General features: G+C 60.7%; 14 protein-coding genes. 7 read left to right on the forward strand and 7 right to left on the reverse strand.

Annotated elements, in window-relative coordinates; all coding sequences use genetic code 11:
* The first annotated feature begins 36 nt into the window (after positions 1 to 36).
* The 3 genes from Herbaro_RS02710 to Herbaro_RS02720 all read left to right on the forward strand — a co-directional run bounded on the left by Herbaro_RS02710 (position 37) and on the right by Herbaro_RS02720 (position 2,068).
* Positions 37 to 384 (forward strand): hypothetical protein, encoded by a 348-nt coding sequence (locus Herbaro_RS02710; protein WP_275012308.1) that lies wholly within the window; start codon positions 37 to 39, stop codon positions 382 to 384.
* A gap of 237 nt (positions 385 to 621) precedes the next feature.
* Complete coding sequence (locus Herbaro_RS02715) at positions 622 to 1,188, forward strand: FxDxF family PEP-CTERM protein (protein WP_275012309.1); 567 nt, start codon at positions 622 to 624, stop codon at positions 1,186 to 1,188.
* Between the two features lie 157 nt (positions 1,189 to 1,345).
* A complete protein-coding gene (locus tag Herbaro_RS02720; RefSeq protein ID WP_275012310.1) occupies positions 1,346 to 2,068 on the forward strand; it encodes a Crp/Fnr family transcriptional regulator in 723 nt (240 codons plus the stop codon).
* Positions 2,069 to 2,146: 78 nt separating this feature from the next.
* Here Herbaro_RS02720 and Herbaro_RS02725 read toward each other — a convergent pair whose 3' ends face one another.
* Entirely contained in the window at positions 2,147 to 3,157 is a 1,011-nt protein-coding gene (locus tag Herbaro_RS02725) for a Crp/Fnr family transcriptional regulator (RefSeq protein ID WP_275012311.1), read from the reverse strand.
* Between Herbaro_RS02725 and Herbaro_RS02730 the strand changes: the two genes are divergently transcribed.
* From Herbaro_RS02730 to Herbaro_RS02745, 4 genes are all read left to right on the forward strand, one after another.
* Positions 3,140 to 4,030, forward strand: coding sequence for a LysR family transcriptional regulator (locus Herbaro_RS02730; protein ID WP_275012312.1), 891 nt, complete (start codon positions 3,140 to 3,142; stop codon positions 4,028 to 4,030). The two genes, Herbaro_RS02725 and Herbaro_RS02730, sit on opposite strands and share 18 nt — an antisense overlap.
* A gap of 477 nt (positions 4,031 to 4,507) precedes the next feature.
* Positions 4,508 to 5,491 (forward strand): DUF1852 domain-containing protein, encoded by a 984-nt coding sequence (locus Herbaro_RS02735; protein ID WP_275012313.1) that lies wholly within the window; start codon positions 4,508 to 4,510, stop codon positions 5,489 to 5,491.
* Between the two features lie 27 nt (positions 5,492 to 5,518).
* On the forward strand, positions 5,519 to 6,547 hold the full coding sequence (locus Herbaro_RS02740; RefSeq protein ID WP_275012314.1) for a methionine synthase: 1,029 nt from the start codon (positions 5,519 to 5,521) through the stop codon (positions 6,545 to 6,547).
* Positions 6,548 to 6,757: 210 nt separating this feature from the next.
* Positions 6,758 to 7,267 (forward strand): flavin reductase family protein, encoded by a 510-nt coding sequence (locus tag Herbaro_RS02745; RefSeq protein ID WP_275012315.1) that lies wholly within the window; start codon positions 6,758 to 6,760, stop codon positions 7,265 to 7,267.
* 96 nt (positions 7,268 to 7,363) lie between these two features.
* Here the strand turns inward: Herbaro_RS02745 and Herbaro_RS02750 are convergent, their stop codons facing one another.
* The 6 genes from Herbaro_RS02750 to Herbaro_RS02775 form a co-directional block, all read right to left on the reverse strand.
* The gene (locus Herbaro_RS02750; protein ID WP_275012316.1) at positions 7,364 to 8,305 is read right to left on the reverse strand and encodes a DNA-3-methyladenine glycosylase family protein; all 942 of its coding nucleotides are present in this window, start codon (positions 8,303 to 8,305) and stop codon (positions 7,364 to 7,366) included.
* A gap of 222 nt (positions 8,306 to 8,527) precedes the next feature.
* On the reverse strand, positions 8,528 to 9,286 hold the full coding sequence (locus Herbaro_RS02755; RefSeq protein ID WP_275012317.1) for an SDR family oxidoreductase: 759 nt from the start codon (positions 9,284 to 9,286) through the stop codon (positions 8,528 to 8,530).
* An 85-nt stretch (positions 9,287 to 9,371) separates the two neighbouring features.
* On the reverse strand, positions 9,372 to 10,772 hold the full coding sequence (locus Herbaro_RS02760; RefSeq protein ID WP_342456503.1) for an MFS transporter: 1,401 nt from the start codon (positions 10,770 to 10,772) through the stop codon (positions 9,372 to 9,374).
* 113 nt (positions 10,773 to 10,885) lie between these two features.
* A complete protein-coding gene (locus Herbaro_RS02765) occupies positions 10,886 to 11,494 on the reverse strand; it encodes a TetR/AcrR family transcriptional regulator (RefSeq protein ID WP_275012319.1) in 609 nt (202 codons plus the stop codon).
* 361 nt (positions 11,495 to 11,855) lie between these two features.
* Positions 11,856 to 12,947, reverse strand: coding sequence for an alkene reductase (locus Herbaro_RS02770; protein WP_275012320.1), 1,092 nt, complete (start codon positions 12,945 to 12,947; stop codon positions 11,856 to 11,858).
* Positions 12,948 to 13,060: 113 nt separating this feature from the next.
* Entirely contained in the window at positions 13,061 to 13,984 is a 924-nt protein-coding gene (locus Herbaro_RS02775) for a LysR family transcriptional regulator (RefSeq protein WP_275012321.1), read from the reverse strand.
* Between the last annotated feature and the right edge of the window lie 15 nt (positions 13,985 to 13,999).

The raw sequence follows: 13,999 nt of genomic DNA on the forward strand, positions 1-13,999 counted from the left end.
CCGCCGACGCCATATCGACCGTGACAAGGAATACACATGTCTGATCCCATTCTTCCCGCCAAGCCGCTGGGCGCCGGCGCCGATGACCACACGCAGGAGAAGTCCCGCGCCAGCGATACTGCCCTGAGAATAAAGCGGGCGCGACGTCTTGAATCGATCGCTGCCCGGCCGACCTCGAACGCATCCGGCGCGCCGCCGGAGGTTGCCGACACGGCGAAGGACGATCCGCCCGTCGAAGAAGCCGGCGACGCATCGGCCCTGGACCAGATCCGGCGGCGGCAAGCCGGTCAGCAGAGCGATGCCGGCCGGGCGCTGTATCAGGATGGCGACGTATTGCGCGGCAGGCCGCTGCTGACGCTCAAGAAGGGCGACGGCAAGCCATGATGCGGCGCCCCGCGCATGCGGACACAGGGAAATCCGTGCGCAATGTTCGCTGCAGAACAGATAAAGGATGTCCGGAAAGGAGATGATTCCTTCGGGCGGAAAAAACGAATGGCGAAGAGTCATCGCTGCTCAACAAAAAAGCGCGCCGATCCTTGCTGTTCCCAAGGCGCCATCAGAATCAAATCGTAGAAGTCCGCTTTGCAACCATCTATGCCACATTTACCAAGAGGCCATTCAATGAAAAACGTCATTTTCGGGGTATTCCTGTCCGCGTCCCTGATGCTCTCCAGCGCCGCCGTCCAGGCATCGACGGACATCAACAATACATCCACCATCACCTTCAACGGACCCAGTTCATCCATCGGCGCTTCGTACGGGGCAGGCACGACCGGGAAGACCTTTACCGAGAACTTCACGTTTGACCAGGGTACGTTCTTCAACGTCTCCTCGGCGGTGATTTCGATTGCCCTGGATTCGGTCTCGGGCCTCGATATCACCAGCTTTACGCTGAGCGGCAACGGCATGACGGCCAGCGGTTCGATGACATCCGGCTCGGGATCGCAGACGTGGACGCTGAGCGCCTCCAATCTCGCCTCCGGTCTCTACACCTTGTCCGCCATCGGCAAGGTGACGGGTTCGGCCGGCGGCAGCTTCGGCGGCAATATCAGCGTGGCGGCCGTGCCTGAGAATTCCACCGTGGCAATGATGCTGGCGGGGCTGGGCCTGATCGGCTTCGTCGCCACGCGCCGCCGCCGCAAAGCCGCGGCCGATGAGGTAAGGTCCGGCGGTCTCATGCCTGCATGATCGGCAAGGGACGGATATTGAAACTGCCCTGCGGGGCAGTTTTTTTCGGTGAACGCATTTGTATGTCCGGCATCGAACATAGGTGCTTTCCAGCCTCGCCGCTGGAGTTTTGCGACGTCGGTCCCGCCCGCTTTTTCCCTCCAATATCGGACTCGAGATGCCCCCCGCGGATTCTCCATTGAAGAACCAGCTGCTGGCCGCCTTGGCGCCGGAAGTGCAGCAACGCGTCATCGCCCGGCTGGAATGGGTCGCTCTTCCCTTGGGCTCGGTTCTCTACGAGTCGGGCGATGCCTTGCAACACGTTTATTTCCCGACCGACTCCATCGTTTCGTTGCTGTACGTCATGGAAGATGGCGCCTCGGCAGAGATTTCGGTCGTCGGCAATGACGGCTTCATCGGCATCGCCATCCTGATGGGCGGCGAAAGCACGCCGAGCAGGGCCATCGTGCAAAGCGGAGGAGGCGCCTATCGCCTCTCGGCCGCGCGCTTCAAAGACGAATTCCATCGGGACACCAGCACCCTTCATCTGATGTTGCGCTACAGCCAGGCCCTCATTACCCAAATGGCCCAGACCGCCGTATGCAATCGACATCATTCCATCGACCAGCAATTGTGCCGCTGGCTGTTGCTCTCGCTGGATCGGCTCCCTGGCAATCAGTTGACGATGACGCAGGAGCTGATCGCCAACATGCTGGGCGTACGCCGGGAGGGCGTCACCGAGGCGGCCGGGAAGCTTCAGCGACAAGGGGTGATCGAGTACAGCAGGGGACGCCTCACAGTGCTGGACCGTCCCCGTCTGGAGGAGCTGTGCTGCGAATGCTATGCGGTGGTCAGGAAGGAGACGCGGCGCCTCTTGCCGCCAGCGCGGCGGAATGCATGATATCGATCATTCCATGTGCGCGGGACGGTATCGCTGAAGCATGCCGGACGGCAAGGATACCGATACATGCGCAAGGCGCTACAGCGCATGCGCATACAGCGTCGTCTCATCGGCGTAACAGGCGCACGCCTCTTTTTCCAGTTTTTTCCGGCTGAGGATGGTGACATGGCCGCGGCTGTATTCGATCGCGCCATTCCTGCGCAATTGCGTCGCCGCTGCGGTAATGCCTACACGGCGCACGCCCAGCAGCGAGGCCAGGGTTTGCTGCGTAATCCGGAGTTCAGCCGCGTCGGTGCGGTCATGGCTCATCAGGAGCCATTTGGCGAGCCGCTGGCGTATGGTGTGAAACTTGATGCAGCGGCAGGTGCTGTACAGCTGTTGGATCACGACATTGATGTATCGATTCAATACCGGTTGCAGGCTTTTGTTATCACTCAGTTCCTTCTGGAAATCCATGGCGGAAATGTTCCATGCGCGGCCCGGCGAGAGCACAGATGCATGGACGCGCGTGTTTCTCAATCCCAAGACGCATGGGATGCCGTACATGCCTTCGCTGCCCACCAATCCGACTTGGAAGCGCGGCGTCGCTTCTCCCGCAGACAGGATGGAGATCAGGGCGTCGACGGGAAAGTAGACCTGGTCGCTCCGGTGCGGCGATGCGATCTCGCCGGTGGCGAGTTCAACCAGTGTGCATTGCCTCAAGAAACGCGCCCGATCACCGGAGGGGAGGATTGCAATAATGTGGTTCTGCTCATTTCTCAATTCATCTCTCGGGTGGTGGAATCGCACATGGGCCGCAACGCAGGCCTGAGCGTGGTTTCGATGAACGGAGCATGTGCCTTCCGCCCCTTTGTCACCGTCCGTTGGCGAACATACGCGCCCGATGCCAAAGGATCTCGCACTGCCGAGGCCGGGTGTGCGGCAACGCTCGATGAGGGCCGACGCCGTGATCGGTGGCAGGGTGCCACGAGCCAGTCCGACGTCGTCCTTGAGCGAGCGCGACTCTTCCACCGCAAAATAAATGATGAAGTAGAATTGTCTTTTCTTAGAGAAACATGAATTCCATTCATCATGCTTGACCGCATTCATTTATCCATCGTGCAGGAAGTGGAAAAGCAAGGCTCCCTGACCGCGGCTGCGGGCGTCCTGCACGTGACGCAGTCGGCGCTGAGCCACAGCATGAAGAAGCTGGAGCTGCAGCTGGGCACCGACATCTGGCTGCGCGAAGGCCGCAGCCTGCGCCTGACGCAGGCCGGCCAGTATCTGTTGGCGGTGGCCAACCGGGTGCTGCCGCAGCTCAACCTGGCGGAAGAACGTTTGCGGCAGTTCGCCCAGGGCGAGCGGGGCGCGCTGCGCATCGGCATGGAATGCCACCCTTGCTACCAATGGCTGTTGAAAGTCGTCTCGCCTTATCTGGCCAAGTGGCCGGATGTGGATGTGGACGTCAAGCAGAAGTTCCAGTTCGGCGGCATCGGCGCGCTGTTCGGCTACGAGATCGACCTGCTGGTGACGCCCGACCCGCTGGACAAGCCGGGCCTCGTGTTCGAGCCGGTGTTCGACTACGAGCAGGTCCTGGTCGTCGCCGGCAACCACAAGCTGGCCAAGGAGGAATACATCAAGCCCAGGCAGCTGAGCAATGAGGTGCTGGTGACCTACCCGGTGCCGGTCGACCGCCTGGACATCTACAGCATGTTCCTCGCTCCGGCCGGTATCACGCCCAAGCGCCACAAGGCGATCGAGACCACCGACATCATGCTGCAGATGGTCGCCAGCGGCCGCGGCGTGGCTGCGCTGCCGCGCTGGCTGGTGCTGGAATACGCGGACAAGATGGATGTGGTGCCCGTCCGGCTGGGCAAGCACGGCATCGCCAAGAATATCTTCCTGGGAGCGCGCGAGGCGGACGTGGGCATCGATTACCTGCGCGCATTCATCGAGCAGGCGAAACGGCCCGCGTTGGCCTGATTTCTTCGTGGCAGCAGGCTCCACGATCCCCCGACGATTATCGAACCAGTACCCAACGCGTACTCATTTCCAGTTCTCACCGTCGGCGACCATCTGGCCTGAAGGCGCCGCGCCCATCCTTCATTCTTTGTCCCCGCCGTGAGAGACGCCTTTCTCACGCATTCCCTCATCCACGGTTCGCCGCCGGCTTCGCTCCGAAGCGAGTGAGCCTCTCGTCCCTCAAGGCGCTCGCCAAGCATCCGACGGCCTTGCGGGCAAGCCCGCAAGCAAATCAGCAGCTGCATTGATGCATGAGTGGATCTAATGGTTTTATGAGATCAATTCACTTTTATTCATGATTGGCCCGGCATAAGATTCGTCTCAGCTATCAACGACATCAAGACTGCCGAATCAAAGAGCCCAAGAAGAGGTTGGATGCGCTTGAAAAGCAAGCAGCGGGCGCAGGCTTGATGTCAGAAACCAGGGGCCAGGATCATCATGAGTAAGGAATTCACATTTGCCATCAAGAGTATTGGCTTCGATGAACACTATCGTCCATCAGACAATACGCGTATCACCACCAACTTTGCCAACCTGGCCAGGGGGGCGAGCCGCCAGGAGAACCTGCGCAATACCTTCAGGATGATCGACAACCGTTTCAACGCCTTGGCGCATTGGGACAACCCCAAGGGCGATCGATATCAGGTCCGGCTTGAAATCATTTCCGTTGAGATGGCGATCGATGGTGAAAGCAGCGGCAATGCTCTCCCTCTGATCGAGATACTGAAGACCAATATCGTCGATCGGAAAACCGGCGAACGCATCGAGGGCATCGTAGGGAATAACTTTTCCTCCTACGTGCGCGATTACGACTTCAGCGTGCTCTTGCTGGAGCACACCAGGAATCAGCCTGAATTCAGCGCTCCGGACAACTTCGGGGACCTGCATGGGAAGCTGTTCAAGTGTTTCGTGAATTCAAATACCTACAAGGAACATTTCGCCAAGCCGCCCGTGATCTGTCTCAGCGTGTCCAGCAGCAAGACCTATCATCGGACTGAGAACCTGCATCCCGTCCTGGGTGTGGAATACCGGCAGGATGAATACTCCCTGACGGATGAATATTTCAGGAAGATGGGGTTGAAGGTTCGCTATTTCATGCCGGCCAACAGCGCCGCGCCGCTGGCATTTTATTTCTCCGGCGATCTGCTGAGCGACTACACGAACCTCGAGCTGATCAGCACCATCAGCACGATGGACACCTTCCAGAAGATTTACCGGCCAGAGATCTATAACGCGAATTCCGCGGCCGGAAAGTCCTATCAGCCCAGCTTGAAGCACCAGGATTATTCATTGACGCGGATCGTCTACGATCGGGAAGAACGCAGCCGGCTGGCTATCGAGCAGGGACGGTTCGTCGAGGAGAACTTTATCAAGCCATACCGCGCGATTCTCGATCAATGGTCCGCTCACTACGCTCTTTGAAGCCCCAAGAAAACAAGGTCATCTACCGTGAACAAACTATTACCCACTTCAACTGCCGGCAGCCTTCCTAAACCCTCCTGGCTTGCCGAGCCGGAGAAGCTCTGGTCTCCATGGAAACTGCAAGGCGAGGAATTGAGCGACGGCAAGCAAGACGCCTTGCGTTTGTCGTTGCAGGAGCAGCTGCACGCCGGGATCGATATCGTCAGCGACGGCGAACAGACGCGCCAGCATTTCGTGACGACGTTCATCGAGCACCTCGACGGCGTTGATTTCGAGAAGCGCGAGACCGTCAGGATTCGTGATCGCTACGACGCGAGCGTGCCGACGGTCGTCGGCGCGGTCTCTCGCCAGAAGCCGGTCTTTGTCGACGACGCCAGGTTCTTGCGCCAGCAGACCCGGCAGCCGATCAAATGGGCGCTGCCGGGGCCCATGACCATGATCGACACGCTCTATGACAGCCACTACAAGAGCCGTGAAAAGCTGGCCTGGGAATTCGCCAAGATCCTCAACCAGGAAGCCAGGGAGCTGGAAGCGGCCGGTGTCGACATCATCCAGTTCGATGAGCCCGCCTTCAATGTCTTCTTTGACGAGGTGAACGAGTGGGGCGTCGCCACCCTGGAACGGGCCATTGAAGGCCTTAAATGCGAAACCGCCGTCCATATCTGTTACGGCTACGGCATCAAGGCCAATACGGATTGGAAGAAGACGTTGGGATCAGAGTGGCGGCAATATGAGGAAGCGTTCCCCAAGCTGCAAAAATCCAGTATCGATATCGTCTCGCTGGAATGCCACAACTCTCATGTCCCGATGGATCTGATCGAGCTCATCCGGGGCAAGAAGGTGATGGTCGGCGCCATCGACGTGGCGAGCAATGCCATCGAGACGCCCGAGGAAGTCGCCGACACCTTGCGAAAGGCCCTGCAGTTTGTCGATGCGGACAAGCTCTATCCTTGCACCAACTGCGGCATGGCTCCCTTGTCGCGTCATGTCGCAAGGGGCAAGCTCAATGCATTGAGCGCCGGGGCAGAAATCGTCCGCAAGGAACTCGCCAGGTAATTCCGCGGCGAGAAACGGCCGCCGCGAACTGCCCGCGGCGGCAAAACGCCAAACGCCGGGAGCCGCCGGGCCCTTCGGCCGGCGCCGATTGACGCGCGATGTCAACCCCGGCAAGGGCCGAAGTCTGCCGACGCGGGTTGCCGACACCCTCCGGCGGCGCAGGTACTTCTTCAACCCACCTTCGAGCTGCATCCGTATCCGGTTCCTGCCATGTCACTCTCCACTACCGCCATCGCGCCGTCGCGCTTTCGCGAAGCGCTCGGGCACTACGCTTCCGGCATCACGGTGATTACGTCGCTCATTGACGGCGAGCCGATCGGCTTCACCTGCCAGTCGTTCCATAGCGTATCGATGAGCCCGCCACTGGTGTCGTTCAGCGTCATGTCGGGTTCGGCCAGCTATCCCAGGATTCGCCGGGCAGGCCGCTTCGCGGTCAACATCCTGGCGGAAGGGCAGGTCGGGATTTCCAACCAGTTCGCTCGACGAGGCACGGACAAGTGGCAGGGGATCGAATGGCAGGAGTCGCCGCTGGGCAATCCGATCATTGCCGGCAGCCTGCACTGGCTTGATTGCGACATCCACGCCGAGCACGCCGCCGGCGACCACCTGATCGTGATCGGCGAAGTGAAAGCGTTGAGCCTGCAAGAAGCGGCTGCGGCGCAGCCATTGCTGTATTTCAAGGGGCAATATCGCAACATCGCCGCGCCTGGCGCGCTTTGAACTTTTGCCGCCGGGCGGCCGCGCGATGGTCCGGGTTCCGCTCCATGTCGCGAGCCTGCCAAATCGCTATGGATTTGCCGGGCGGCCCCATCGGGCTCAATAGCTGGATGTCGTATTCAAGCTGGCCCAAAGATGGGCCGCAGCCATTGTCCTGTGCGGACTGTACTTCTTGAGAAACGCCTCGGTCGCTGCGATGTCCGGGCGCACCTCATGCCCCCAAAGCCTGGCGATGGCGGATCTGACGGCCACGTCCCCATGCAGGGAGCAGTCCGCATGCCCATAACCGCGCAACATTGCATAGTTCACGGTCCATGGTCCGATCCCTTTCACCTTGAGCAGCGATTGGCAGATCGACTCCACCGGATTGTCCGGGCCGGCGAGGAGATCCAGCTCGCCGCCGGCCACCAGGGACGCGAGGCGCAATATCGTCTCGGCCTTGGAGCGCGAATACTGCCTGGTCGTGAGCTCCTCCAGCGGCAGCCGGGCCGCATCGGCCGGCGACGGATAGCACCACAGGCCGCTGCTATGCCGGCGCCCGGCCAGCCGCACAAAGGTGCGCCGAAGCGATACCGCGAAGGAGACGTTGATCTGCTGTCCCATGATTGCCCAGGTCAACGCCTCGAAGATGGAGGAGGACTGGATGATGCGCAGCGCCTTTTGTCGTTTGGTGAGCGGACCAAAAACAGGGTCGCTTGCGACAAAGGTCGCAAAGTCCCGGGGATCCAGGCGCAAGCCGACCAGGCCGGCGGTGATGTCCAGGGCCTGCTGCCGCATGGCGGCGGAAACTTTTCCATCCACCGCTATCTGGCATGCAGCCTGGTTCCTGGCCGTCCCGAAGTCGATATCGAAGACGGCCGGCAGGTCGTTCAGGAGAATGCCCTTGCGCAGGCGGGAGTCGGTCACGATCTCGGATACCGCATCCTTGTCGCGGCCGTGGAAAGTCAGCGCGTCGACCGGCTTGTATCCCCGTGGCAGCGGCACGACGAATTCGAATGTCGAGCCGGCCTGCTCCTTATGCAGTTTCTTCATGGTAGTCATGTTGTTCCTGTGTGGTGCGTGCGGCGGCTCAATGAGCCGACCCTCAAGGGATTGCGCTTGCCAGGCTGCCGGCGCGTCCGGCGGCAGATTGGGATGCTACAGCAATCGCGTCATTGCCGAGAGGGTGGCGATCAGCGCGACTGCACTCCTGCCGTACGGGTTCGACCCGAAACGCCCCGGCGCAGACCGACGATGAGGTTCGGCGGTGAGCTGGAAGAACGCTTAGATTTGAGACAGGCCGCCATCCACCGTCAGTTCAATACCGGTAATGTAGCGGGCATCAGCCGACGCCAGGAACAGTCCGGCGCTCGCGATTTCCGCGGGATCAGCCATGTATCCCAACGGAGTGATTTGGGAGACATGCTCTTTCAGGCTATCGATCTGCGCGTCGTCGAGTTTGAGGCTGTTGTCCATCAACGGCGTGCGCGTAAACCCCGGGCTAAGCGCATTGACGCGAATCTTGCGCCCCCGCAAGTCATTGGTCCAGGTGCGTGCGAAGGAACGCACCGCCGCCTTGGAGGCGTTGTAGACACTGAGCTCCGCCATGCCGTTGCTTGAGCAGATAGAGGACGTAAGCACCACGGAGCCGCCATCCGAGAGCAGCGGGAGCAGCGTCTGCACGGTATAGAAGACGCCTTTGACATTGATATCGAAGGTGCGGTCGTAGTCCGCCTCGGCGGTGGCGCCGAATGGGTGTTTTTCGCAAATGCCGGCATTGGCGAAAATCGAATCGAGGCGGTCTCCGCGCTTCTCTATTTCGGTTTTCAGATATTCCAGGTCGGCGAGATTTGACACGTCGGACACGATCGCCACAGCAGAATCGCCCAGCAAGGCAATCGCCTCATCGAGGTTCTTTGGGGAGCGCCCCGTGACGTAAACCCGCTTGGCGCCTTCGGCCAGCAATCCTTGGGCGATAGCCAATCCAATTCCAGTGGAGCCGCCGGTGACAACGGATACGTGGTTCAAAAATTTAGGGGACATCGGATATTCCTGTCTTGATCAAGTTGGACAACATTGGGATTGAATACCTGTGCCGGGACGCGCCTGACCCGGTCCGACCCGGTATTCATGCAGATTGGTCGGATATGGCTGCTTTGACGGCGTCTTCATGTGTACGCGACGCGCGGGCCACCAGGAGCGCAGCCGCCGTCAAGCTGGCGGCGACGCATAGCATTGCCCAGCTGAAGGCATGCGCCAGGGAAGACGGAGTGTGGCCGGAGCCGGCCAGGCTGAAAAACACGCTGCCAATGATTGCCACGCCAAGCGCGGCGCTGATTTGCAAGGCGGAATTCACAATGCCGGCCACCATGCCGGAACCGCCCGTTGGGGCGCGATCGATCACCGATCGCACCAGGGTCGGCACGGCTATTCCCTGCCCGAAGCCGATCAGCGACAGCGCCACCACGACACCTGCCAATGCCGGCGCATGCGCAACGGGTGTAGTGGCCACCACCGCACTGAGGACCAGGCAGCCAACCACCTCAAGCGCCATTCCCAATACCGGCGTCCAGCGCCCAAACCAACGAGTCGCCGCTGGTGTCGTCAACGGTCCGATCAGAAAACCCAGGCCGCAAGGAACAAACATCAACCCGGTTGAAAAGGCGCTCTTCCCGATGGCCTCCTGCAGGTAAATGGAGAAGGTAAGAAAGAATGCCGAGACCACGTAGAAGAACAGCACACCGGTCAGCGCGACCACGAGGCCTGGCGCCTTGGCCAGTTGAGGACTCACCAGCGGAGTTCCGCCGCGTTGTGTGAGTGCCAGCTCGTAACGCCAGAATGCGATGGCGAATCCTGGCGACGAAACCAGCATCAGACAAGTCCACCACGGCCAGCCGGCCTCCGGCCCCTTCACCAGCGGCACCACCAGCAGGCCCAGCGAGAGTGCGCACAAAAGCACTCCCATCCGATCCAGTCGCGCAGGATTGGCGCTGCGCGTATCGGGTAACAAGGGAATCCCTCCGAGGAATACGATTGCCACGACCGGCAAGTTGATCAGAAAGATGACGCGCCATTGGAGGCCGCCAATATTGGCAGCGATCAGCAGTCCGCCGAGCGCCTGGGCGGCAATGGCTGCCAGTCCGATGGTCGCGCCATACATGCTCAACGCCCGGGCCCGCTCGCGCTCGGGGAAAAGCGCTTGAATCGATGCCAATCCTTGCGGCGCCATGATCGCCGCGCTCAAGCCTTGCAAGAGCCGTCCGGCGATCAATATCGCAGGTGAAGTCGCAAAACCGCATAGCGTTGACGACAGGCCAAAGCCCATCAAGCCTGCGAGAAACACCCTCTTTCGTCCGTACAGGTCTCCCAGCCGTCCGCCGGTAATCAAGAACACCGCATAGACGGCCGCGTAACCGGATATCACCAATTGCACCTCAGCGGGATCCGCGCCCAACCCGGCGCGAATCGACGGGAGCGCGACATTGACAATGAAAAAATCGAGCGGCGGCAGGAATGCGCCGACCAGCAAGACGGCAAACGCCAACCATCGACGTGGATGAGGGGCAGGCTCTGCGAGCGAAGAGGTAACGGGAGGATTCATTTAAATAAGAACCGAAAGGTTCCAAATTAGGCAAAAAAAATTCAGTCGAGCAGCCGCATCGCCGAGTCGACAAGCGCATTGATTTGTTTGTCTACAGCGCCAACCTTTCCAAGTGTCCGCATGCCGTGGGTCAGGCAAACAATCAGCGTTGCCAATGCCTGGGCATCGTGGTGCGGAGCAATTTCCCCGCTCGCCTGCCCACGTACGATTGCTTCCGCATACGCATGGCGGATGCGGTCGATCATGGCGTTGACACGTTCAGCGATGGCGTCGTCGTGCGGGACCATTTCAGTCGCCGTCGCCACCAGCATGCAGCCGCGACGGCCCTCTTTCTTGCAAGACAATTCCGCCAGGCGTGTCACCGTTTCCCGTATTGCGGCCTTCGCCGATCCGGGTTTTTGGAGGGTGCAGAGCAAGCGTACGAGCGATTGGGAAATGTAGCGGTCGAGGGCGAAAAGAAACAGACCATGCTTATCGCCGAAAGCCTTGTAGAGACTGCCGCGCGACAAACCGGTGCCATCAATCAGGTCGACAAGCGATGTGCCGTGATAGCCACGCGTCCAGAAGACCTGCATCGCAGATTCGACGGCGGCGTCAATCTCAAATTCGCGCGGACGTCCTGGTCCGGATGGGGTATCGGATAAGCTCATGGATTATTTGGAACCAATTGATTCCAAATAATACCTGCTGGATTTTCTTCATGCAAGGAAAAATGTAAATTTTGGTGCTACGGATTTTCTCGGATGTGCTCCTGGCAATTGCTTCATGCATGGCATCGGCCACGGTTTCAGTTGCTGGTCCACCACATTGTCTTTTCGTATTGTCAGCCCCAGCGTGCATGCCGTCGCTGGCATCGCGGGCAGAATGGCGGTTTTGCATGCGCCTCCAGGCATGTCGGGGCCGACGTTCATCCTCCGGCCTCTTTTCTGTCAGCCGATGCGATGCCGGCTGTTACGGGATGAAATACCAAATTTCATCCCTCGGTGCAGTTCTGATGGCAAAGTCGAGCGATCAGGCAGCCGCCTTGCCGCTCGTCAGCGTGGGATAGTCGGTATAGCCCTCGGCCTGCTGGCTGTAGTAGGTCGCCATGTCGTCCCGGTTCAGCGGAGTGCCGAGACGCAGTCGTTCGACCAGGTCGGGATTGGCCAGGAAAGGACGTCCGAAGCTGACGGCATCGGCCAGGCCGCTGTCCAGGTCGCGCCGGGCGCGCGCCAGGTCGTAGTCGCTGTTGAGCACCAGTGGGCCACGGAAATGCGTGCGCAGCACTGGCGACAGTCGCGGCACGTCGGTGGCGCCGAAGGTGCCGTTCGGACCCGGCTCGCGCAGCTCCAGGAAGGCGATGCCGATAGCGTCCAGCGCTTGCGCGGTTGCAATGAACAGCGGTTCGGGATTGCTGTCGTCCACGCCGTAGCTTTCGCCGTTGGGCGACAGGCGCACTGCGGTGCGATCGGCGCCGATGGCGTCGGCGACCGCCTGCGTGACCTGGATGAGCAGGCGCACACGATTTTCGACGCTGCCGCCGTAGCGGTCATTGCGCGCGTTGCTGCTGTCGCGCAGGAACTGATCCAGTAGCTGGCCGTTGGCGGCGTGGATCTGGACGCCGTCGAAGCCGGCGGCCATCGCGTTTCGGGCTGCGCGCACGTAGTCGTCGACCAGGCCGGGGATTTCCTCCAGCGTCATCGGGCGCGCAATCTCGAAGGGACTCTTGCCATTGTAGGTGTGGGCCTCGCCCGTCATGGCGGTGGCGCTGGAGGATACCGGCTGCACTCCCGTCACGGCCGAATGCGCCATGCGGCCCATGTGCCACAGTTGGGCCACGATCAGTCCGCCTTGCTTGTGCACCGCTTGCGTGACGGGCTTCCACGCTTGCACCTGTTCGTCGGACCAGATGCCCGGCGCGTAAGGCCAGCCGATACCCTGGCGCGAGATACCGGTGGCTTCGCCGATGATCAGGCCAGCCGAGGCGCGTTGTGCGTAGTAGTCGGCCATGATGGCGGTGGGCACGTGTTCGCGCGTGGCGCGGGCGCGGGTCAGGGGCGCCATGACGGCGCGGTTGGATGCACGCAGGGTGCCGAATTTGACGGGGTCGAACAGCGTGGGCATGCAAGCTCCTTGGTTGCGTTGATGAATTCACGACGGAGTGCAGTATGAATTCGCGCAAGGCGCATATACAGGCCCAGATCTGGCTAATTCTATTGCTCGTGATGGAGCAATCCCTATGCCGGATTTGACGGCTTACCCATGCAAGGATGGCTGAGGAAGAGGTCGGCGATCCAGTCGACGAACACGCGCACCTTGGCCGACAGGTGGCGGTTGTGCGGATAGACGGCGTGAACCGGCATCGGGTCGTTGGCCCAGTCGTCCAGTACCGACACCAGGCGTCCGGCCCTGATCATCGGCTCCAGCATGAAATTGGCCATCTGCACGATGCCCAGTCCCGCCAGCCCCGCTGCGGTGTAGGCATAGCTGTCGTTGAGCGCGATGTGACCTTCCATCGGGACCTGGATGCGCTCGCCGTCGCGCGTGAAGTCCCAGTCGAAGATCTTGCCGGTGCGTGCGGAGAAATAATTCACGCAGCGGTGATGCTTCAGGTCGCAGGGATGGGCCGGCCTGCCATGGCGAGCCAAATAGGCCGGCGAGGCGCAGGTGATGTAATGCATGGTGCCGACACGGCGCGCGATCAGGTTGGAGTCTTCCAGTTCGCCGCCGCGTACGGCGCAGTCCACGCCTTCCTCCAGCAGGTCCACCGGACGGTCGCTGCAGCCCAGCTCCAGCTGGATGCTCGGATACTTCGCGAAGAACTCCGGCAGCGCCGGGATGATGACTTCGCTGGCCAGGCCGGTGGGGGCGTCCACGCGCAGCCGCCCGGAAGGATTCATGTGGGTGCAGGACAGCGATTCCTCGGTGTCGCGCACGTCGGACAGGATGCGCACGCAGCGCTCGTAGTAGGCGGCGCCGTCTGGCGTGACGCTGACATGGCGCGTGGTCCGGTGCAGCAGCTTGACGGCCAGCGCCGTCTCCAGCGATTGCACCAGTGTGGAGACGGTTGCCTTCGGAAATTTCATGTTTTCGGCTGCGCGGGTAAATCCGCCGGCGTCGACGACCTGGACAAATACCTCCATCGCCAAGAGCTTGTTCATCTGTTTATTCCGGTG

The sequence above is a fragment of the Herbaspirillum sp. WKF16 genome (genome assembly GCF_028993615.1).
Classification (GTDB): Bacteria; Pseudomonadota; Gammaproteobacteria; order Burkholderiales; family Burkholderiaceae_D; genus Herbaspirillum.